Annotated in this window: 19 protein-coding genes and 2 pseudogenes; 3 read left to right on the top strand and 18 right to left on the bottom strand. The window is 39.8% G+C overall.

From position 1 onward, the window contains the following. Positions 1-6: 6 nt before the first annotated feature. From RIN70_RS00665 to hisS, 8 genes and pseudogenes are all read right to left on the bottom strand, one after another. Positions 7-567, bottom strand: a pseudogene (locus RIN70_RS00665) (aminodeoxychorismate/anthranilate synthase component II); the annotation flags it as partial. Further along, positions 564-1,922 (bottom strand): anthranilate synthase component I, encoded by a 1,359-nt coding sequence (gene trpE, locus RIN70_RS00660; protein ID WP_257738409.1) that lies wholly within the window; start codon positions 1,920-1,922, stop codon positions 564-566. The pseudogene RIN70_RS00665 and the gene trpE, both read right to left, overlap by 4 nt. A 514-nt stretch (positions 1,923-2,436) precedes the next feature. Further along, positions 2,437-2,799, bottom strand: a complete 363-nt coding sequence (locus RIN70_RS00655) for a DUF1304 domain-containing protein (protein WP_023920162.1) — start codon at positions 2,797-2,799, stop codon at positions 2,437-2,439. 15 nt (positions 2,800-2,814) lie between these two features. Further along, on the bottom strand, positions 2,815-3,243 hold the full coding sequence (locus tag RIN70_RS00650) for a MarR family winged helix-turn-helix transcriptional regulator (RefSeq protein WP_313790612.1): 429 nt from the start codon (positions 3,241-3,243) through the stop codon (positions 2,815-2,817). A 267-nt stretch (positions 3,244-3,510) separates the two neighbouring features. Beyond that, entirely contained in the window at positions 3,511-4,140 is a 630-nt protein-coding gene (locus RIN70_RS00645) for an HAD-IA family hydrolase (protein ID WP_155125361.1), read from the bottom strand. Continuing rightward, a complete protein-coding gene (locus RIN70_RS00640) occupies positions 4,137-5,414 on the bottom strand; it encodes an MATE family efflux transporter (protein WP_313790611.1) in 1,278 nt (425 codons plus the stop codon). Before RIN70_RS00640 ends, RIN70_RS00645 begins: the two co-directional genes overlap by 4 nt. Before the next feature lie 50 nt (positions 5,415-5,464). Continuing rightward, positions 5,465-6,949 (bottom strand): threonine synthase, encoded by a 1,485-nt coding sequence (thrC, locus tag RIN70_RS00635; RefSeq protein WP_155125363.1) that lies wholly within the window; start codon positions 6,947-6,949, stop codon positions 5,465-5,467. Positions 6,950-7,129: 180 nt separating this feature from the next. Beyond that, complete coding sequence (gene hisS / locus RIN70_RS00630) at positions 7,130-8,413, bottom strand: histidine--tRNA ligase (RefSeq protein WP_003010893.1); 1,284 nt, start codon at positions 8,411-8,413, stop codon at positions 7,130-7,132. Between the two features lie 170 nt (positions 8,414-8,583). Between hisS and RIN70_RS00625 the strand changes: the two genes are divergently transcribed. Beyond that, a complete protein-coding gene (locus tag RIN70_RS00625; protein ID WP_003010891.1) occupies positions 8,584-8,925 on the top strand; it encodes a metal-sulfur cluster assembly factor in 342 nt (113 codons plus the stop codon). Positions 8,926-9,090: 165 nt separating this feature from the next. Here the strand turns inward: RIN70_RS00625 and RIN70_RS00620 are convergent, their stop codons facing one another. Both RIN70_RS00620 and ilvD read right to left on the bottom strand, forming a co-directional pair. Next, entirely contained in the window at positions 9,091-10,365 is a 1,275-nt protein-coding gene (locus RIN70_RS00620; RefSeq protein WP_151191235.1) for a uracil-xanthine permease family protein, read from the bottom strand. 588 nt (positions 10,366-10,953) lie between these two features. Beyond that, positions 10,954-12,657: a dihydroxy-acid dehydratase gene (gene ilvD, locus RIN70_RS00615; RefSeq protein WP_024054740.1), complete on the bottom strand. Its 1,704-nt coding sequence runs from the start codon at positions 12,655-12,657 to the stop codon at positions 10,954-10,956. A 214-nt stretch (positions 12,658-12,871) separates the two neighbouring features. On the opposite strand from ilvD, the gene rpmF reads away from it, so the two are divergent. Both rpmF and rpmG read left to right on the top strand, forming a co-directional pair. After that, positions 12,872-13,054: a 50S ribosomal protein L32 gene (gene rpmF / locus RIN70_RS00610; RefSeq protein ID WP_003009516.1), complete on the top strand. Its 183-nt coding sequence runs from the start codon at positions 12,872-12,874 to the stop codon at positions 13,052-13,054. A gap of 15 nt (positions 13,055-13,069) precedes the next feature. Continuing rightward, positions 13,070-13,219 carry a 50S ribosomal protein L33 gene (gene rpmG / locus RIN70_RS00605; protein WP_001265622.1) on the top strand — a complete coding sequence of 50 codons (150 nt, stop codon included), beginning with the start codon at positions 13,070-13,072 and terminating at the stop codon, positions 13,217-13,219. A 537-nt stretch (positions 13,220-13,756) separates the two neighbouring features. Here rpmG and RIN70_RS00600 read toward each other — a convergent pair. The 8 genes and pseudogenes from RIN70_RS00600 to RIN70_RS00565 all read right to left on the bottom strand — a co-directional run bounded on the left by RIN70_RS00600 (position 13,757) and on the right by RIN70_RS00565 (position 19,126). Further along, positions 13,757-14,804: pseudogene (locus tag RIN70_RS00600) on the bottom strand (DUF389 domain-containing protein). Then, positions 14,801-15,124, bottom strand: a complete 324-nt coding sequence (locus RIN70_RS00595; protein ID WP_001253404.1) for a potassium channel family protein — start codon at positions 15,122-15,124, stop codon at positions 14,801-14,803. Before RIN70_RS00595 ends, RIN70_RS00600 begins: the two are co-directional and overlap by 4 nt. A 13-nt stretch (positions 15,125-15,137) precedes the next feature. After that, complete coding sequence (locus RIN70_RS00590) at positions 15,138-15,479, bottom strand: hypothetical protein (RefSeq protein WP_000397556.1); 342 nt, start codon at positions 15,477-15,479, stop codon at positions 15,138-15,140. Continuing rightward, positions 15,404-15,706, bottom strand: a complete 303-nt coding sequence (locus RIN70_RS00585; RefSeq protein WP_004240734.1) for a TMEM175 family protein — start codon at positions 15,704-15,706, stop codon at positions 15,404-15,406. Before RIN70_RS00585 ends, RIN70_RS00590 begins: the two co-directional genes overlap by 76 nt. 659 nt (positions 15,707-16,365) lie before the next feature. Then, on the bottom strand, positions 16,366-17,151 hold the full coding sequence (locus RIN70_RS00580; protein ID WP_313790610.1) for an ABC transporter permease: 786 nt from the start codon (positions 17,149-17,151) through the stop codon (positions 16,366-16,368). 1 nt (position 17,152) lies between these two features. Continuing rightward, a complete protein-coding gene (locus RIN70_RS00575; RefSeq protein ID WP_003013825.1) occupies positions 17,153-17,947 on the bottom strand; it encodes an ABC transporter permease in 795 nt (264 codons plus the stop codon). Continuing rightward, positions 17,944-18,930 (bottom strand): ABC transporter ATP-binding protein, encoded by a 987-nt coding sequence (locus RIN70_RS00570; protein ID WP_195623562.1) that lies wholly within the window; start codon positions 18,928-18,930, stop codon positions 17,944-17,946. Before RIN70_RS00570 ends, RIN70_RS00575 begins: the two co-directional genes overlap by 4 nt. Then, the gene (locus tag RIN70_RS00565; RefSeq protein ID WP_003010127.1) at positions 18,923-19,126 is read right to left on the bottom strand and encodes a hypothetical protein; all 204 of its coding nucleotides are present in this window, start codon (positions 19,124-19,126) and stop codon (positions 18,923-18,925) included. Before RIN70_RS00565 ends, RIN70_RS00570 begins: the two co-directional genes overlap by 8 nt. Positions 19,127-19,642: the final 516 nt, after the last annotated feature.

Genomic DNA, 19,642 nt, shown 5'->3' with positions numbered 1-19,642 from the left:
CCGCTCCTTGACTAGTTTGACAAAATTTTCGATGGTCTTGAGCCCATCTGGCGTCCCGATACTTTCTGGATGGTATTGAAAACCATAAATTGGTAAGCTGCGGTGTTGAATCCCCATAATGGCTTGATCATCCGTCGTCCGAGAGGTAATGACAAAATCCTCTGGCATGTCTTCAATCGTCAACGAATGGTAACGCATGACTGGGACCTCTTTTGCGACACCCGCGTATAGCGGAGAGGGAGCTTCTAGCTGGATCTGGCTTTGTTTGCCATGCATGACCTGCGGTGCCAATCCCAAGCGCCCTCCAAAAACTTCCGCAATCGCTTGATGCCCCAAGCAAATCCCCAAGATTGGTTTGACCCCTGCGAAATCTCGGATCATCTCCTCCATCTTGCCCGCGTCCTTTGGCCAACCTGGACCTGGAGAAAAGACCAAGGCATCTGCTTCTTGGGCAACTTGGTACAAATCCGGATCATCATTTCGAAGCACCTGGACCTCATCAAATTTTCCGATATACTGTGCTAAATTGTAGGTAAATGAATCGTAATTATCTACTAATAAAATCATCCTTCTTCTCCAATCCTTGTCATCGATTTTGCCTTATTGACGGTTTCTTGGTATTCATTTTCAGCGATCGAATCATAAACGATTCCTGCTCCGGCCTGCACATAAGCCTTCTTATTTTTGAGGATCATGGTTCGAATCGCAATAGCAAAATCAAGATCCCCCGTCACAGAGAGATAGCCAATAGCCCCCGCATAGACCCCGCGTTTCTCTTTTTCTGCCTCATAGATTCGCTTCATGGCTCGAATCTTGGGAGCACCCGAAACGGTCCCAGCTGGAAGAGTTGCCTTCAGAGCCTCAATAGAGGCTAGTCCAGGAAGTAATTGCCCCTTGACCACACTCGTCAGGTGCATGACATAACGAAAGAATTCCACTTCCATATATTTGGTCACTTCAACTGACCCATTTTGAGCGATACGCCCAATATCGTTTCGCCCTAGATCCACCAACATCCGGTGTTCTGCGACTTCTTTTGGATCCCCTGCCAAATCAGCTGACAATTGCCGATCAGTCTCTTCATCGATCCCTCTGGGACGTGTGCCAGCAATGGGATTGGTTGTCACCACTCGATCCTTGACCGACACCAGACTTTCTGGACTAGCACCGATAATTTGGTACTCCCCAAAATCATAAAAGTAGAGATAATTCGAAGGATTGGTCACGCGCAAATTGCGGTAATAATCTAGCGGTTTTCCTGAAAAATCAGCTGAAAAACGTTGACTGAGCACGCATTGGAACATATCCCCTTTTCGAATATAGTCCCGGGCTAGGGCCACCATTTCCTCAAACTCTTTTTGCTCCAAATGATTGTGGAAATGAAGTGCATGCAGATCCTTGTCCTGAAACTCTTCTTTTGCAGGTCTTGCCAATTGTGCTAATACTTGCTCCAAGCTCGACGCTTGCTCTGCTTCACTTCGTCCACTATAGAGGTTCTCTTCCACCACATAGACCTTTTCCTTTTTGTGATCAAAAATCACATAGCTTTCATATAAGAAAAAGTGAAGATCTGGTGTGCCGATCGTATCTTCAGGAATGGAACCAATGTTCTCATAGAGACCAATCAAGTCATAGCCGACAAATCCAATCGCCCCACCGTTAAAAGGAAGCTCTTCGGAAGTTTTCGTTTTGACCGTGATGCGATTCAAAAAGTCCAAAGGATCTTCTTTAACAATTTGATCATTGTTATAGAGGACGCCATTTTCAAACTTGACTTCACTGACCGGCCGATAGGCTACAATTGAAAAACGCGCATTCTCTTTTTCACGAGGAATTGACTCCAAGATCATTTTATGGGGCGCATCCAAACGCATATAAGCCAAAATTGGACTCAACACATCAGCAGATAAAACTTTTTTCATATCAGAAACCTCTCTTCTAGAACTCTTTTATTCTAAGGAATTCAACCGCACCCTACTTCGCTTGCTAAGGCGATCAAGGGTATCCCATCGCTCAATTCTCGCTTTGGGATCAATGTGCCTAAGCTCGCTTCGCTTGCTAAGGCACATAGAAAAGCCCTCACACAAAAACTGTGTGAGGGCGTAGTGTCCGCGGTGCCACCTCTTTTATAGGGAAAAATAGCTGGTCTTTCCCTACATCTCTATCTCCTCTATCAAGGAGTTGCACGGTAAGGGGTGCCAACCGAATTCACATGGATTAGAATTCATTAATCATAACAGTCCAATTTTCATCAGTCGCTATTGCTTGTTCACAATTCCCACAAGCTCCCTGAAAATAGCTGACTCATTACTTTTCTGTTGCTACCATTATAACCCTTTTTCTTAGAAAGTCAATAAAATTTTTAGTCTTTTTTTATACTTTTTTCTACACTAATTTAATAAAATCAGCTCAAAGAGCCCTAGCGGCCCGTCCTTTTTATCCTAAAAATAGGATACTCAACAAAGCCAAAATTGCAGGACCACCTTGGGTCAAGATAATCTTTTTATTGGCTGTCATCGCACCGTAGGCCGCAGCTCCAATAATAAAGAGCACAAAAATTGTAACAACTTCACTATTTTTAGAGACAAACAATCCATACAAGAGGAACACCCCAATCAAGGCATTGTATATCCCTTGATTCTTAAATAAAGAGGTCACAGATGGGCGAGCGAGTTCTTCTTTATCCATGTTGAAAACCCGACTTGTGGTATCAGATGTGGTTCTGATGCTCTCCAAATAAAAAATATACAAATGCTCCAGTGCAGCAAGACTTGCTAAAATAATCGTCAGTAATGACATCGTAGATTCTCCTTTTTATTCAACTATTATTTGTTCAATGCCAGATACTAATTTGTCCAGCAGGTAAGAAAATTGCTCTTGTTCTTGAGTGGTCAAAATCCGATTCATCTGATCTTTCACTGCCACATGATGGCGAGGGGGATGTTTGACCAAACGATTATAGGCCGTATCCGTCAAATGAATTAAGATTTCCCGCTGATTCTTTGGATTTCGACTCCGATGGACAAATCCTTCCTTTTCTAATATTTTGAAATGCCGGGTTAAAGCCGCTGGATCAATCTGCAAGCGCTCCTGAACCGCGATCTGATTGCAAGGTGCTTGTTCTAATAAATCCTGCAAAATTTGGTAACGTGTTAAGCTAATCCCTAGGCGCTTTTCAAATAACTGTGTAGTCGATTGATCTGCCAAACGTAGTTGGTAGAGCAAATCATTTATTTCTGCCATATCCCTTCCTCTATTCATTTTTGATAAATCAATAATTGACTAATCAATTATAAAGCATTTCATATCCTCTTGCAAGAAAAAGAACTTGCACTATTCTTTCACACAAAAAAGCCGCCTGATTTGGCGACTCTTAGGGAGATTATTATGAAAAAGAAAAGTTTTAGGATTTTTCTAAACAAAGTTAGGAGGTCTTTGTTTATGCTTCTATTATAGCGGACATTTCTTAAAGAAAGCTTACGACTTTATTTCAAAATGAAAACAAATTCTTTACAGATTCTTTTCAGCGTTTAAAATACCTGGAATATCTAGTAAGGTGTTCATCTGATGATTGCCTTGATAGTCAGACGTCAAAAAATTGATACTCTGAATCTGGCTATTTCTTGCAAAGTCAATATCCAGGCTCCGATCCCCAATATAGTAGGTATTTTCTGGCTCCACCCCGTACTTCTCCATCAGATACCTGGCAGCTTCTGGGTCAGGCTTGCGAGCAAAACCACTTTGACTGGTCAAAATCTCTGTAAAAAAAGATTCCAAACCCAAGTCCCGCAGGATGACAAAGGCGTTCTCTCCCTTATGGGTATAGACAAACTGCTCAATTCCAGCTTCTTGTGCCCAGGATAGGACATCACGCGCCCCATCCATCAGAAGGACCTGGGCATTTTTCTCTGCTAGACTTTCAGCTCGACGATGATTCAAGTCAGTCACATCCAGATGATACTCCTCCGCCACGGCTACTAAAAGATCTTGAACCGAATGCTTCAAGATGAAATCTTTAATGCTGGCTCGGTCAAACAGAAGCTGATAAGTTGCATAGGTCTCCTCAAGACCAGCCAGAATCGCATCATAGGAATCCAGCAAGGTCCCATCCAAATCCCAAATAAAGGCTCGTTTTGTCATTTTTTCTCTCCTACTTTTCGTCTATATAGCTGACTCAAAAATAGCCAACGGAAACCATTGTCGAGCAGTGTCCCAGTCCAGACCCCTGGAAGGCCAAAGCCAAGGGTTACTCCAAGCAGATAACCGGCTCCAATTCGAATGACCCACATGCCAATCGTCGTTGCATAAAATGGAAGTTTCCCATTTCCCAAGCCTTGCCAAACAGCTGTATAGATGACCGTTCCTGCTGTAAACGGCGTTCCCAACAAAGAAAAGAGGACAACCGACAGGCTAGCTTCTACTGCTTTTGTATCTTGTGTGTAGAGATGGGTCAGAAGAGTGCCACCAAAAAAGATTCCCAAGGCAATGGGTAACATCAATACAAAGGACAAGCAGTAAGACTGCTTTTGAAGGCGATCAATCTGCTCAAGATCACCTTCACCCAGGCTCCGTGCTACGAGCATAACCGTCGCTGTGGCCACTCCAAATACAGGCATATAATTAAACTGGGTCAGGGTCTCTCCGATAGCATTTCCTGCGACTGCCTCAGTCCCAAAAGCAACCACGATCGCAATGATTACCACATCTCCAGCCCGCATCATCAGCCGCTCTCCGGCTGCTGGAAGTGCTAAGTTCAAGAGCTTACGATCCAATCCCCAACCAAGGGGGGCAAAGGGTAGCTGGACCTTTTGCCACAAGAGGATGACGCCCACCAGACGGGCCAGCACTGTCCCCAAAGCTGCACCAACAATGCCCCAACCAAAAAGGAAAATGGCTACAGAGGAAAACAGAGCGTTTAATAAATTGGTCAACAGGCTCACATACATAGGAATACGTGGATTGTTGGCCACCCGAACCAAGGAGCCCAAGGTCGTCATCAATCCTAAGAGAACTATGGTCCCGCCAACCAAGGAAAGGTAAATCCCCCCGCTTTCGGCTACTGCAGCTTCAGTCCCCAACAGCGAAATCATCTGGCGTCCAAATAACAGCGAAGCCCCTCCTAAGAGAGCACTCAACAACAAGGTCACCTTTAGAGACTCTGTCGCATGGTAGGCAATGTTTTCTTGATTTTTTTCACCCAAGCTTTTGGACATGACACTAGCAACTGCCGCACCCAGTGCCAAAAAGATGGCTTGATAGATCGTGATGATATTCCCTGCGACGGAAACACCTGAAATGGCAATCAAGCCCAGGTGAGCCACTAAATAAGAGTCCACCATGCCCATCAGCATTTGTAAGAAATTTTCACCCATGGCAGGAAGGGCGATATTTAAGATTTTTTTGTATGAATTCATGAGTATATAAAAGAGCCAAACGGCTCTTTTGATCTTTCTAATACAGAGAATTAAAGTCCCAAGTAGTCTTCTACGGCTGCTTGCATGTCTTTGGCTGCCACGCTTGTACGATGGCGAACCGGTGCAGTTTCAAGGCTGTCTACAGCCGGTGGTACAGGAACACCTGAAAGTGTGTGTAATTTAGCCAAGGCTTCGAAATCGCCTAGACCTGTCTCGCCTGTTACCGCTTCTACCGCTACAACTGGGAATTTATAAGGACTTGCTGTAGAGGCAATAACTGTTTTAGCAGTATCTCCTGTTTGAGTCCGGTATTTTTGATAAACGGCTGATGCTACGGCGGTATGAGGGTCTTCAATGTAATCAGACGCTTCATAGACCCGCTTGATCTCTGCAGCAGTTTCTGCTTCATCTGCGTATGCAGCCGCAAACAAATCTAAGATGTCTGCATCAAAGTTGGACAACTGGTACTGACCTGTTGCAACAAGGTTTTCCATCAACTCTTTGGTCTTTGTGGCATCATTGCCTACCAAGTGGAAAATCAAGCGTTCCAAGTTTGAAGAGACCAAGATATCCATTGATGGGCTAGTGGTCACCTTAAACTCACGTTTCTTATCATAGACATGTGTTTTGAAGAAGTCTGTCAAGACATTGTTTTCATTTGACGCACAGATCAATTTTCCAACTGGAAGACCGATTTGTTTGGCATAGAAAGCTGCCAAGATATTTCCAAAGTTTCCTGTTGGGACGGTAAAGTTGACTTTTTCTCCCGCTGTGATTTGGCCTGTCTTGACCAATTGCGCATAGGCGTATACGTAATAAACAACCTGAGGCACCAAACGACCAATGTTCATAGAGTTGGCTGATGAGAATTGCATCTTGTTGGCTGCTAATTTTTCACGAAGGGCCACATCATTGAACATGTGTTTGACATTGGTCTGGGCATCGTCAAAGTTTCCATCGATCGCGATGACATGGGTATTGTCCCCAATTTGAGTCGTCATTTGCAACTCTTGCACCTTGCTGACACCATCTTTTGGATAAAAGACAATAATCTCTGTTCCTGGAACATCGGCAAAACCTGCCATGGCAGCTTTTCCTGTATCTCCAGAAGTCGCCGTCAAGATGACAATTTTATTTTCCAAATCGTGCTTTTTAGCTGCTGTTGTCATAAAGTAAGGCAAGATCGACAAAGCCATATCTTTAAAGGCAATAGTGGAGCCGTGGAAGAGTTCCAAATTGTATTGCCCATCGAGTTTGACAAGCGGAGCAATAGCTGGGGTATCAAACTTGCTGTCATAAGCATGAGAAATACAGTAGTCCAACTCTTCTGCTGTAAAGTCGTCCAAAAAGGCTGACAAAACAAGCTTGGCCACTTCTTGGTAAGAAGCGTCTTTGAGGGTGTTAAAATCTAGCTCCACTTGAGGATAAGAGACCGGAGTAAACAAGCCGCCATCTGTTGCCAAACCTTGAAGGATGGCTTGACTAGCTGTTACAGTATTATTTTCATCTCGTGTTGATTGATAAACTAATGTCATGACTGATTCATTCCTTTACTAGTAGTCTTCTCATTATATCATAAATGTCAGAAAATTTAACGGCTTTTCGCCAAATCTTGGCAAAGGTCGGTAAACAGAAGCTAGATAAAAGAGAGCAGGCGCAACGACTTTGCTCCCACTCCCATGCGAATCTGTTTTACAGGTATCTGTAAGACTTGATCAAGCCAATCCCAACTCTGCTAAAACAGATGGGAAGTCTTTCTTCAAGCTTTCAAGAGCTACCGTTACTTCTTGACGAGTTTGGTTATTTTTCACAGTAACTTGACCGCTCTCAACTTCACTACTTCCTAAGGTAATCAAGGCTTTGGCCGCAAAGACATCTGCTGACTTAAATTGGGCCTTGAGTTTGCGTCCAAGATAGTCACGTTCTGCCTTGAAACCTTGGATTCGAAGGGCTTGAACCAAGCTAAGCGCTGCTTCATTGACCTCATCTCCTAGGACAGCGATGTAGGCATCTAGGCCTGTTTCGATCGGCAATTCTATGCCTTTCTTTTCAAGGACGAGAAGGATCCGTTCCACACCGATACCAAATCCAAAACCAGCTGTCGCAGGGCCACCGAAGTATTCAACCAAACCATCATAGCGACCACCTGCACAGACTGTCAATTCATTGCCTTCAATTTCTGTAATGAACTCAAAAATCGTGTGGTTGTAGTAATCCAAGCCACGCACCATATTGGTATCGATGACATAGGCCACACCTAAATCTTCTAACATCCGACGAACCGCATCAAAATGCGCTTGGCTTTCTTCATCTAGATAGTCTAGGATGGAAGGAGCCTGTTCAACCGCGGCCTTGTCTTCTTTTTCTTTTGAATCCAAGACACGAAGCGGATTTTCTTCTAAGCGACGTTGGCTGTCCTTAGACAATTGATCCTTCATTGGCAAGAGGTAATCAATCAAGGCTTGGCGATAAGCCTGACGACTAGCAGGGCTTCCCAAGGTGTTCAAGTGCAAGGTCACATTATCAATCCCTAGTTCTTTCAGGAATTGCGCTGCCATGGCAATGGTTTCGACATCCGTTGCAGGATTGCTCGATCCAAAGCATTCTACCCCAATTTGGTGGAATTGACGCAAACGACCTGCTTGAGGACGTTCGTAGCGGAACATTGGGCCTATGTAATAGAACTTACTTGGTTTTTGTACCTCAGGTGCAAAGAGTTTGTTTTCTACATACGAGCGGACAACAGGAGCTGTTCCTTCTGGACGAAGCGTGATATGACGATCTCCCTTATCATAGAAGTCATACATTTCTTTGGTAACGATATCCGTCGTATCCCCTACTGAACGGCTGATGACTTCATAATGTTCGAAGATCGGTGTGCGGATTTCATCATAATTGTATCGCGCAAAGACCTTGCGTGCAAAGCCTTCTACATATTGCCATTTCGCTGAATCGCCAGGAAGGATATCCTGGGTCCCTTTTGGTTTTTGTAATTTCATAGCCTTCATCCTTTGTCTTACTTTTGCATCTATTTTACCACAAATTCGAAGAGAAATGGAGGCTGGACCGAATTTCCTTCGTTCAACACCTTCAAAACCTCTTTCTCTTCTTGCCTTATCAGCCGAATTATGAGAAAATGGAAGCCATACTACACTGAAAGGATCTTGCGATGAGAGAGGATATCAAAATCAATGACCGCGCCCTGGCACTAGAGAAGCCGTTAATCGAAAAATTGGAGCTTGTATTTGATACCGATGTTGAGTTAGATGTCTATAACCTAGGACTGATCTACGAGATCCATCTAGATGAAGCCGGCACTTGCAAGGTGGTTATGACCTTTACCGATACGGCTTGTAGCTGTGCTGAGAGCCTTCCGATCGAAATCGTCGCTCGCCTAAAAGAAATCGAGGGGATCGAAGATGTCAAGGTTGAAGTGACTTGGTCACCCGCTTGGAAAATTACACGAATCAGCCGATACGGGCGCATCGCCCTTGGTCTTCCACCACGATAACAATCATTACCATTTAAGAAACGCAGTCAACTTAATGAAGGAAAGCCTCTTTGGGAATCCAATCCATCATAAAAAAACGAGGAACACCAACTCTGCCATCAGAGTTTGTTCCTCGTTTTTTTATAATGTTTGAATCCATTCAAACTTTTTCACTACCAGAATGGACTAAGCCTCGTCAGCTTTTGGTTCTGGAAGGATTTGATACAACACAATTCCAAGAATGGTTGACGTTGCGACACCAGTGATTTGAAGACCACCGAGGTCAATCATCAAACCACCGATCCCTGATACCAAGATCACACTTGCAATCAAGAGATTCTTTTTATTATCAAAATCAATCTTATGTTCAACTAAAATTTTCAAACCGCTAGCAGCGATAACCCCAAAGAGGGCAATAGACAAACCTCCCAATACAGGAGTTGGAATAGAGTGCAAGAGTGCTGATAGCTTCCCAATAAAGCTCATGACAACCGCAATCACTGCTGCGCCTGAAATAACGTAAACTGAGTAGACCTTACTAAGGGCCATAACCCCAATGTTTTCCCCATAAGAAGTTACCGGAGGAGCTCCAAAGAATCCAGCAATAATCTGTGCCAAGCCATCACCAGTAAGCGTATGGTCAAGTCCTGGATCCTTGAAGTAATCACGCTCAGTCAAACTATTTAAAACCATGAGGTGGCCAAAATGTTCCGTCATGGTCACAAAGGCAATCGGAGCCATAGTCAAAATCGCACTTGGATAGAGTTTAAAGCTATAATCCACAAATGGAATGTCAAAGTTTGGAACTTGAATCCAATGTGCCGCACTTACCTCTGAGAAATTGACAAAACTATGTCCTGTCAGCAAACCAAGAGCCAATGAGAAAATATAGCCCACAATTAATCCAAGTAAAATTGGGACGACACCGACAATCTTCTTGCCATACATGTTAAATAGGATAACCGCAAAGAGGGTCACCATCGAAATCAATAGAGCATAGCCGCTGTAGCTATTATTTAAGGTTGTCGCATCAGTGACGGCATTCTTCGCAAGACTCAAACCAATTACCATGATAATGGGGCCAACCACGATTGGTGGAAGGACCTTATTAATCCAATCTTTACCCGCATGCTTAACAATCAGAGCTACAAACAAGTAGACCAAACCACCCGCCATGGCACCTTGGGCAACTGCTGCGATTCCATCTGTCTTCATCAACATCTGCATAGCAGCAATATAAGCAAAACTAGACCCCATGTAAGCAGGAATCTTATACTTGGTCACTGTCAAGTGAGCCAAGGTCCCCAAACCAGATGAGAACAAAGCAATGGCAGGATCAATCCCAACCAAAATCGGCACCAGCACTGTCGCCCCAAACATGGCAAACAAATGCTGGAAAGATAAACCAATCAATAAACCAGGTTTTGGCATATCATTCACATCATATTTAACGTCATTCACGATCGTAAAAACCTCCTAAAATTAAGATGCGACAAGCTATGGCTGAACAAAAACGTCTACCTTCGATGACCAAATCGTAAGGATGCACTCCCTACTTCCATCATCGACGATTTCTTTTTTGATCAAACCACTTTTCAACTATACAAAAAAATCCCCCACAACAAGGAGATACACAAAATATAGGCTGGTCTTCCCAGGCCTTTCATTTCCATAGCTCCTTGCCTGCCTCTCTGGACAGTATTAAAGGATTGATTCGATTAGTCACAATTATAGCAAATTATAGACGGATTTACAAGAAAAATGACAGATGATACACTCAAATCCCCCAAAAAGTAATATTCATACGCTTCAGCGATAGGGTTAAAAATAGCGACTTTGAGCCAAAAAAGAGGCTGGGACAAAAGTCCTAGCCTCTCAATTATTTTTGGATTGTCGAGCAAGACGCAGTGGTTGAGTAGGCTCTACTACACTGATTTCATCAGCTTTTACAGCCCTACTCAACTGTGCGGAGGTGGGACGACGAAATCGAATTTTAACGAATTACCGATTTCTGTCCCACTCTCTCTTTGGACAAAGTCGTCCTTGTAATTACTGTTTACCAGACTGTTCCATATTCCAGAAGTCGGTCACAGCACCACGTGATGCGGAAGAAACGATATGGGCGTATTTACCGAGAACCCCACGGCTATACAGTGGTGGCAAGGTTGTTTCCGCCTTCCGTTTCGCCAACTCTTCGTCTGAGACGTGCATGGTGATTTCTTTGGTATCTTGATCAACCGTTACCAGATCTCCTGTGTGGAGGTAGGCAATCGGACCACCGACCTGAGCTTCAGGCGCAATGTGACCAACAACGAGACCATAAGTCCCACCTGAGAAGCGCCCGTCTGTCAAGAGGGCTACCTTGTCTCCTTGGCCTTTCCCAACGATCATAGATGACAAGGACAGCATTTCCGGCATACCAGGACCACCCTTAGGACCTACGAAACGAACAACAACAACGTCGCCATCCACGATTTCATCCGAAAGAACGGCTTCAATGGCAGCTTCTTCTGAGTCAAAGACCTTAGCAGGACCAGTGATGTTACGAACTTTCACACCTGATACTTTGGCAACCGCCCCTTCTGGAGCCAAGTTCCCTTTCAAGATGATCAATGGACCATCCGCACGTTTTGGATTTTCAAGTGGCATGATAACTTTTTGACCTGGTGTCAAATCAGCGAAGGCCTCCAAGTTTTCTGCAACAGTCTTACCAGTACAGGTGATGCGATCCCCGTGAAGGAAACCATTCTTAAGAAGGTATTTCATGACGGCTGGCACACCACCGACATTGTAAAGGTCTTGGAAGACATATTTTCCTGAAGGTTTCAAGTCCGCCAAATGAGGCACGCGCTCTTGGAAATCGTTGAAGTCTTCAAGCGTCAAATCCACATTGGCCGCATGAGCAATAGCGAGCAAGTGAAGAGTGGCATTGGTAGAACCACCAAGCGCCATGGTCACTGTAATCGCATCTTCAAAGGCTTCACGGGTCAAGATATCAGATGGCTTCAGTCCCATTTCAAGCATTTTGACAACAGCACGACCTGCTTCTTCGATATCGGCCTTCTTATCCGCTGATTCAGCAGGGTGAGAAGATGAACCTGGTAAGCTCATCCCAAGGACCTCGATCGCTGTCGCCATGGTATTGGCCGTATACATACCACCACAGCCACCAGGGCCAGGGCAGGCATTACACTCAAGATCTTTCACTTCTTCAGCGGTCATATCACCGTGATTCCACTTCCCGATCCCTTCGAAAACAGAAACCAAGTCGATATCCTTGCCATTCAGATTACCCGGTGCAATGGTACCACCATAGGCAAAGATCGCTGGGATATCCATATTGGCAATGGCAATCATGGAACCAGGCATGTTCTTATCACAGCCTCCGATAGCTACAAAGGCATCCACGTTGTGACCCCCCATAGCCGCTTCGATAGAATCCGCAATGATATCACGTGACGTCAAGGAGAAGCGCATCCCAGGCGTTCCCATAGCGATCCCATCGGCAACCGTAATGGTCCCAAATTGAACCGGCCAAGCACCTGCATCTTTCACACCTTCTTTGGCCAGTTTTCCAAAATCGTGAAGGTGGATGTTACAAGGGGTATTTTCCGCCCATGTCGAAATCACTCCAACAATCGGTTTCTCAAAACTCTCATCGGTCATTCCCGTCGCGCGAAGCATGGCACGGTTGGGAGATTTTACCATGCTATCGTAGACACTACTACGATGGCGTTTGTCTAATTCTGTCATGTCATTCCTCTCGTTCCATTTTTTACCATTATAGCATAAAAGAGGCCACAAAGATAGGCAAGGACTTTGAAGAGACAGACGACAGAAAAATTTCTTTCAAAAATTTCAATTTTTTTGTCAAGTAACTTTACTTTACAAAAAAGTTTTGTTATACTGTTACAGTTGATGAAAATCAAACCTAATTGAATTTATATCTTAAAAGGAGAAAAACGAAATGGCAGTACCTGCACGTCGCACATCAAAAGCGAAGAAAAACAAACGTCGTACGCACTACAAAGTAACAGCTCCATCTGTAAACTTTGACGAAGCAACTGGAGATTACTCACGTTCACACCGTGTATCACTTAAAGGATACTACAAAGGACGTAAGATCGCTAAAGCTGCATCAGCTGAATAATAGAAGGGAGATACCATGCGCGTAAATATTACACTTGAACACAAAGAATCTGGTGAACGCTTGTACCTTACTTCTAAAAACAAACGTAACACTCCAGACCGTCTTCAATTGAAGAAATACTCACCAAAACTTCGCAAACACGTTGTGTTTACAGAGGTGAAATAGGGGTTCACTACACGTCAATAGATGTTAGAAACCTTGATTTTAAGCGATTCTTGAAATTCTAAATTTCACTACATTGCAATATAAATCAACCGAATCACTACCTTTTTCACTACCTTTTTTGAAATAAGAATAATGATTCGGATATATAAAAGAAGAGGAACTTTATTGTGAAGCTCCTCTTTTTGTTATGTGTTCTTTTTCTCACAGATCGTATGACCTGGTTTGGAAAGTATGAATTTCAGTTGGACTAAAAACAGCGTAATATCAAGACTTTTCTCCGCTTTTATAAAAGCGTTTTTCCAATCAAATTCAACTAATTTTATCTAAATGGTGTGGATTTTACCCCCAAAATTACAGAGAATGGAGCTGATAAACACTAAACGTTCACACCATTAGTTAAATGATTTTTTTCATCATTTTTCTTAGATGATAGAACTTCTAATTTATTTCTTATTCAAGCAAAAACAACCTGCTATAAGTAAGAAAGAGGAAGATACAAGAAAAACACGGCGTAAAAACCGATTCAGTTCATTGTCCTCAATCCTTGTCTGCTTCATTTTCTTTTACGAGATCGTTTTGTGAATCTTTTTCAGAGAGTTTTTGATCAATATACTTGTCAATGTTTTCATAAAATTCCTTGGTCGCTTCACTATCTAATGTTGGCGAGTTCTGAACTTGATTCACTTTCAATTGAACAGATTGAATACCGTAAGAGGCTTGTTTTTGGTGGAGTGTTTCTAATTCTTCTTCTGAAATCGGATCTCCAACAACCGTCAAGACCAATTCATTGTTACTTGACTTGTAGACTTGATTAATAACCGTATAATTGGCGAACTCTTTTCCTACAAACTGTTTGATCCCTTCTTTGCGCGCTTGTTCTATTGTCAGAGTAACTGCCGAATAGCTAGCTGGAAGAATCAACAATACAATCAAAGAAATCAAGCCAATTCTCATTTTAATGCTCAGCTCTTTAAATGAAGTTAAAGGAGATTTTCTCATCAAAATTCTTGTTCCAACAATGTTGGCTAGCATGATAAAGACACAGTTGATCAAGAAAAGATAGAGAGCCCAATAAAAATCGTACATTCCCATTAGCTAAACCATAGCCAGCAGTACAGATAGGCGGCATCAAAGCTGTAGCAATGGCTACTCCTGGCACGATATTGTTTGCTTCTTTTTTCCTTGAACCGATCACACCAGCAATCCCACCAGCAATAGCAATGAGAACATCCCAAATGGTTGGAGAGGTTCGTGCGATCAACTCGCTACTTGCATAAGACAAGGGAGAAATCCAGAAATACAGAGTCGAGACAAGCAAACTGACCAACACTTGAGTCAATAAAACCTCTAGAGATTGCTTGATTAAACGCGTATCAAAAATAGCTAAACCGAATCCCAGTCCAACAATCGGTGTCATGAGAGGTGAAATTAACATGGCTCCAATAATAACAGCTGTTGAATTCATATTTAGACCGATAGAGGCAATAAAAATTGCACACATCAAAATCGCTGTATCTCTCAATCGAACATGAAGGTCATCGTATAATTTCTCACGGTATTCCCGTGTTGAATAATTGGCAGTCATTTGTCCTCTCCTCTTTCCTTATTTAAATCGGTATAATAATTAATAATAACAGCTGATAAACAGCCAAAAAATATGAGCCCATAAATCGTCAAGAAGACACTGGTAATCCTTCCAATCAAGGTCACAGCTAGGAGATCCCCGTAGCCGACAGTCGTCGAAGTCACAAAAGCATACCAAAGACCGTCTCCGTAATTTGTGATAGCAGGTTCAACTAGGAAAAGCACGCCTCCTGACCCAAAAACAAAGGTCACAAAACTCAGAGCAAACCGAGTAAAACCCGTAACCTGTATAATATGCCATAACATTTTTAAACGTCTCATTTGTTCTCCTTATTCATACTAGCTCCTGACCGAGCCGTTTTTTCCAATAATCAAAGTGAAGATAGGACATGATCTCCATCAGAGAAAGATAGACAAACTGATAGATCTGATTTAAGCTGATTATCAACTGATATTGTTTGAAAAATGACTGGAAGAAAGACCAGATATGACTGTCTTGAATCAGTCCCTTCTTAACATCAGACAGGATATTAGCTAAAGCTCCCAAGGACTGAAACGGTAAATCCTTGACATTTATATAGATCCGGTCCACCACATCATTCAGACTGGTATCTTGGATGGCATGAAATTCTCCAAAGAGAACTCCTGCCGCTCCAAGAGTAGAAACAAATTCCACCAAATAATTTCTGAGGAAATTTTCTCAACCTTTTCCCATAATGTGTTTAGTGCCATCCATAACGATCCCAACCAGAAAAAGGAAAGAAAACAAGCAAAGAAATTTTGCCGTAAATCCCAAAAAGCTTCAAGACTTGGTGTTGTTGGTTTTTCTAACTCTAAAATCAAGATGGTCATAATAATTGCTAGAACAGCATCTGTCAATACAATTAATCTGTCTTTCTTCATCGGATTGCATCCCCTTTCTTTTTTGTAACATTCTATCTTATCGCATAATATTGGATATTCTTTCATAATCCGACTACAAACAAAAATAAACCAAAAAGTCTGTCCCTATTATGCTATATTTAACTCTAGAAGTATTCATCCATCTAATTAATAAATATATCATATTTCACAATAAATGAATACTATCAAAGATTCATCCCCTTTCACTTCATCATTTAGTGTTGCTTAGATTTATCAAAAACAACCAAATTTGTATTAATTTCAAGTATCACCTAGTTACAAAAATTTGGGGTGAACAGAAAAAGCATCCCGTATTTTTGATACGAAATGCTTTCAATAAGTTTAAATAAGTTTTAACGTTTACTAAATTGTGATGCTTTACGAGCTTTTTTCAAGCCTGGTTTGACACAGTTGGATTTCAGGTACTTTCAGTTTAGCTTTATATCAACCATCATCAAAATCCAACTATTTTCTTATTTTAAAAAATATGAATAAGTTTGATTGAATGAGGGAATTTCTTTAAATTTTTTCTTAGCACCTATAAGTTAATAATACTATTCTTTAAATTATAGTTTATAATTATCTGATGTTTCAATGACCACAAAACAAAGTACAGCGAATCACTTCCTTTAGTCAAACATATAACTGAACAACATTGTTTATCTTCCTGCACTTTCATATTTTTTCAATCCTTTTCTAAAAAATGTACGACTGATAATAATCAAAAAAACTGTAAAAACTATTTGATAGAAAAATAGGTTCAATGTATCTTTCCCTAAAAATATTAATACTGCAGGATTGGCAATTAATAAATTGGGAACAAATAACATAGTGATCAATCTGTTAATACCTGTAAAAATATTATATGGATACTTAGAAATTCCAATATAATTCAAAAATACATCTACTTTTGAAAATTTAGTTGGGAACCAAAATGAACTAATCGTTATTAGAAACCAAATTGAATAATATATAATACAACCACACATTAAAGAAAGGATATAAAATAATATTTTTAATGAATTTAAATGTACATTTAAATTTCCATAACTTATAAAAATGATCGCAAGACCAAAAAAAGTATTCACGAATTGAACTAAATTAAATGATCTAAAAATATAGAACAACTGAGTATCAAACGGCCTCAATAAAATTTGATCCAAGTTACCACTCAAAATATCTGATTCTAAAATTCCCATACTTCTAATTAACAATCCCATCATAACTCCATCTACAATAGTGTAGGAACCTACCAAAAATAAAATTTGATAATAGTCCCAACCATTAAAAGAGTCTATGTTTAAGAAAATCAATCTAAAAAATACAATAGGTAAACCAATCCACAGTATCGACGAAAATAGACCACAAAAGAAGTCAAAATGAAAATTCATATCAGATTTAAAACCAAAATGAAGTAGCCTAAAAATTACTTTTATTCTAAACATTTTATCCTCCCACATTTGAGAAGTGCTCCACTCCTTTTCTCAATATGAATCTTGATATAATATAAAAAATGATGCACCAAATCAATTGAATACAAATAATTCTCAAATAGTCTATTAATTTATATGTATCATTACTAAACATCTGAAGCGGTTCATATACTAAGTATTTAAAAGGTAATACATCTAAAAACAGACGAAAATTATTTGAAAAAAAACTTAAAGGCAATAATATTCCTGATAAAAACTGAATTACTATTTCTTTAACAGTAAGGACAAAAAATATATTTTCTAACCAAAAAGAAAGCATACCTACACAACATGATATTAAAAACCATAGAACCATAGATAGAATAATTGCAATACTTCCTAAAATAAGAATTTCAATGGTTAATAACTCATTCTTGTAATAAACACTGGAGAATAAAATGACAGGAATGATGATAAATAATAAATGAGCAAGCCTATCTCCAAGCATTTTACAAAAATAATACTTATAAAAAGTAACAGGTTTTATTAATATGCTAAAAAAATTTCCTGAATGAACATCGTCATTGATTTCCCAATCAACTGGATAAAAAACAAAATATGAAAAAATTATAGTCCCCAAATAGTATTGAACCATTGAGGTAAAATCATATCCTGCTATATTTATCTGGTTACTCTGATATATATACGTCCATAAAAATACTGATATCATAATTTGTATACTTGCCTGTAACATTAACAATAGTACACTTGATTTATAGTTCAAAATAGATCGAAATGATATCAGAATAATAGACATTTCTTTTTTCAATTGTGCTCCTTTTTTGTAAAATAGTTTTGTAAAATAATTTCTTCTAAAGAAAGATTTGATATTTCAAAATCTTCTATATCTACAAGCTTATTGATTGATTCTAATGTCTCAAAGACAAAATCTCTAGGTATTTTTAGTATACATTCCGATTTTGTTTGAGAAATGACTACTACTCCTTTAACAGAGCATAACTCTGGTACCAAATCTAATATCATTTTTATCTTTAAATATTTAAAATCAGAAAATTTAGATAAAATAACATCCATTGACTCCTGCAAAATAATTTTTCCTTTGTCAATGACGATTAATTCGTCACAAACAGACGAAATATCATCCATATCATGACTCGTTAAAATAATAGTAGTATGACATTCTTCATTCATTTTCTTTAAAAATGTTCTGATATCTTTTTTAGACTGTATATCTAACCCTATAGTAGGCTCGTCTAAAAATAATATTTCCGGACTTGTTAAAGATGCCGCGATAAACTCCATTTTCATTTTTTGTCCAAGAGAGAGGGTCCGGACCTGCTGGTAAAGCTGATCTTTTACATTCAACAAATTGCTTAATTCCTGAATTCGTTCTTGTAAAATCGCCGGTTCTACCTCATATAAAGTACCAATCAATTGAAAATAATCCATAGCCGAAACATCTTGAAATAACTGTAATTTATTTCCTACTACTATTGAAATTTTTTTTCTAAAATTTATACTTCTTTTAAATGGAATTTCTCCATTCACTTCTAATTTTCCGGAACTAGGATAAAGAGTCCCAGTCAACATTTTAATCGTTGTGGATTTACCAGCTCCATTACTCCCAATAAAGCCAACTATACTCCCTCTCTTAATCGTAAAACTAATATCTTGAACAGCTCGAATCGTTATTTGATTACGTTTCAAAAATCTCTTGATAAATGGGAGTCTTGAATCAAAATTATAAAAATTTTTAGATAAATTCTGAGCATTAATAACTATTTCACTCATATATCTCTCCTTTCGATAAAATATATTTACTTGTACTTTTTCCATACTTTACCAAAATGCTAAAGATTGAGCTAAAATCTTCGGGATGGGTAAAATAATATTTGTCTTTAAAAAGTTTCTCAAAACCTTCAAGGCGATTATTGAAATCATTAAATTTTGTATTGTCTAGCTGGTTGAATGTCTCTTTAATATCCATAAACTTTCTCCGTGATTCTTTATTTCACTTTATAAATAGAAGAGTGTCTATATATTTATAGATCCTCAAGAACTTGCATTTTATCAAGTATAAGTAGAATAGTATGTAAGGGTTTACATATTCATATTATATGATTATGTAAGGAATCCGTCAATTTTCCACATTATTATATGACAAAATGTATTTTTTAAAAATGCAAAAATCTATGAGCAAGATGTTTGACTTCCTTTTTTAAAGTATATATACTTATATTAACCTTAGAAAAGAAAAAATGTTTGAACAGATATTCAATAATAATTACTTTTTTTAAAATTAAAATTCGAACTTTAAATTTTTATCTTTTTTATATTATTGAGTAACCTAAATTGCCCAATTTGTAAAATTTAGCTAGACAAAAAAAGACATCCAAGAGAAATTTCTTAAATGTCTGTAAACGTTGATATAAGCGTGTTGATTAACGTTTTGATAATTGTGATGCTTTACGAGCTTTCTTAAGACCTGGTTTGATAGAGAAGT

The sequence above is a fragment of the Streptococcus parasanguinis genome (assembly GCF_032163505.1).
Classification (GTDB): domain Bacteria; phylum Bacillota; class Bacilli; order Lactobacillales; family Streptococcaceae; genus Streptococcus; species Streptococcus parasanguinis_V.
This window is presented reverse-complemented; position numbering and strand designations above follow the sequence as displayed.

What these genes read in the sequence shown, in the direction of transcription:
- trpE (WP_257738409.1), bottom strand. Translation starts at nt 1,922, where the DNA reads ATGAAAAAAGTTTTATCTGCTGATGTGTTGAGTCCAATTTTGGCTTAT.
- RIN70_RS00580 (WP_313790610.1), bottom strand. Translation starts at nt 17,151, where the DNA reads ATGTTTAGAATAAAAGTAATTTTTAGGCTACTTCATTTTGGTTTTAAA.
- RIN70_RS00570 (WP_195623562.1), bottom strand. Translation starts at nt 18,930, where the DNA reads ATGAGTGAAATAGTTATTAATGCTCAGAATTTATCTAAAAATTTTTAT.
- ilvD (WP_024054740.1), bottom strand. Translation starts at nt 12,657, where the DNA reads ATGACAGAATTAGACAAACGCCATCGTAGTAGTGTCTACGATAGCATG.
- RIN70_RS00655 (WP_023920162.1), bottom strand. Translation starts at nt 2,799, where the DNA reads ATGTCATTACTGACGATTATTTTAGCAAGTCTTGCTGCACTGGAGCAT.
- RIN70_RS00565 (WP_003010127.1), bottom strand. Translation starts at nt 19,126, where the DNA reads ATGGATATTAAAGAGACATTCAACCAGCTAGACAATACAAAATTTAAT.
- RIN70_RS00645 (WP_155125361.1), bottom strand. Translation starts at nt 4,140, where the DNA reads ATGACAAAACGAGCCTTTATTTGGGATTTGGATGGGACCTTGCTGGAT.
- RIN70_RS00650 (WP_313790612.1), bottom strand. Translation starts at nt 3,243, where the DNA reads ATGGCAGAAATAAATGATTTGCTCTACCAACTACGTTTGGCAGATCAA.
- RIN70_RS00595 (WP_001253404.1), bottom strand. Translation starts at nt 15,124, where the DNA reads ATGAGACGTTTAAAAATGTTATGGCATATTATACAGGTTACGGGTTTT.
- RIN70_RS00640 (WP_313790611.1), bottom strand. Translation starts at nt 5,414, where the DNA reads ATGAATTCATACAAAAAAATCTTAAATATCGCCCTTCCTGCCATGGGT.
- rpmG (WP_001265622.1), top strand. Translation starts at nt 13,070, where the DNA reads ATGCGCGTAAATATTACACTTGAACACAAAGAATCTGGTGAACGCTTG.
- rpmF (WP_003009516.1), top strand. Translation starts at nt 12,872, where the DNA reads ATGGCAGTACCTGCACGTCGCACATCAAAAGCGAAGAAAAACAAACGT.
- hisS (WP_003010893.1), bottom strand. Translation starts at nt 8,413, where the DNA reads ATGAAATTACAAAAACCAAAAGGGACCCAGGATATCCTTCCTGGCGAT.
- thrC (WP_155125363.1), bottom strand. Translation starts at nt 6,949, where the DNA reads ATGACATTAGTTTATCAATCAACACGAGATGAAAATAATACTGTAACA.
- RIN70_RS00585 (WP_004240734.1), bottom strand. Translation starts at nt 15,706, where the DNA reads ATGAAGAAAGACAGATTAATTGTATTGACAGATGCTGTTCTAGCAATT.
- RIN70_RS00625 (WP_003010891.1), top strand. Translation starts at nt 8,584, where the DNA reads ATGAGAGAGGATATCAAAATCAATGACCGCGCCCTGGCACTAGAGAAG.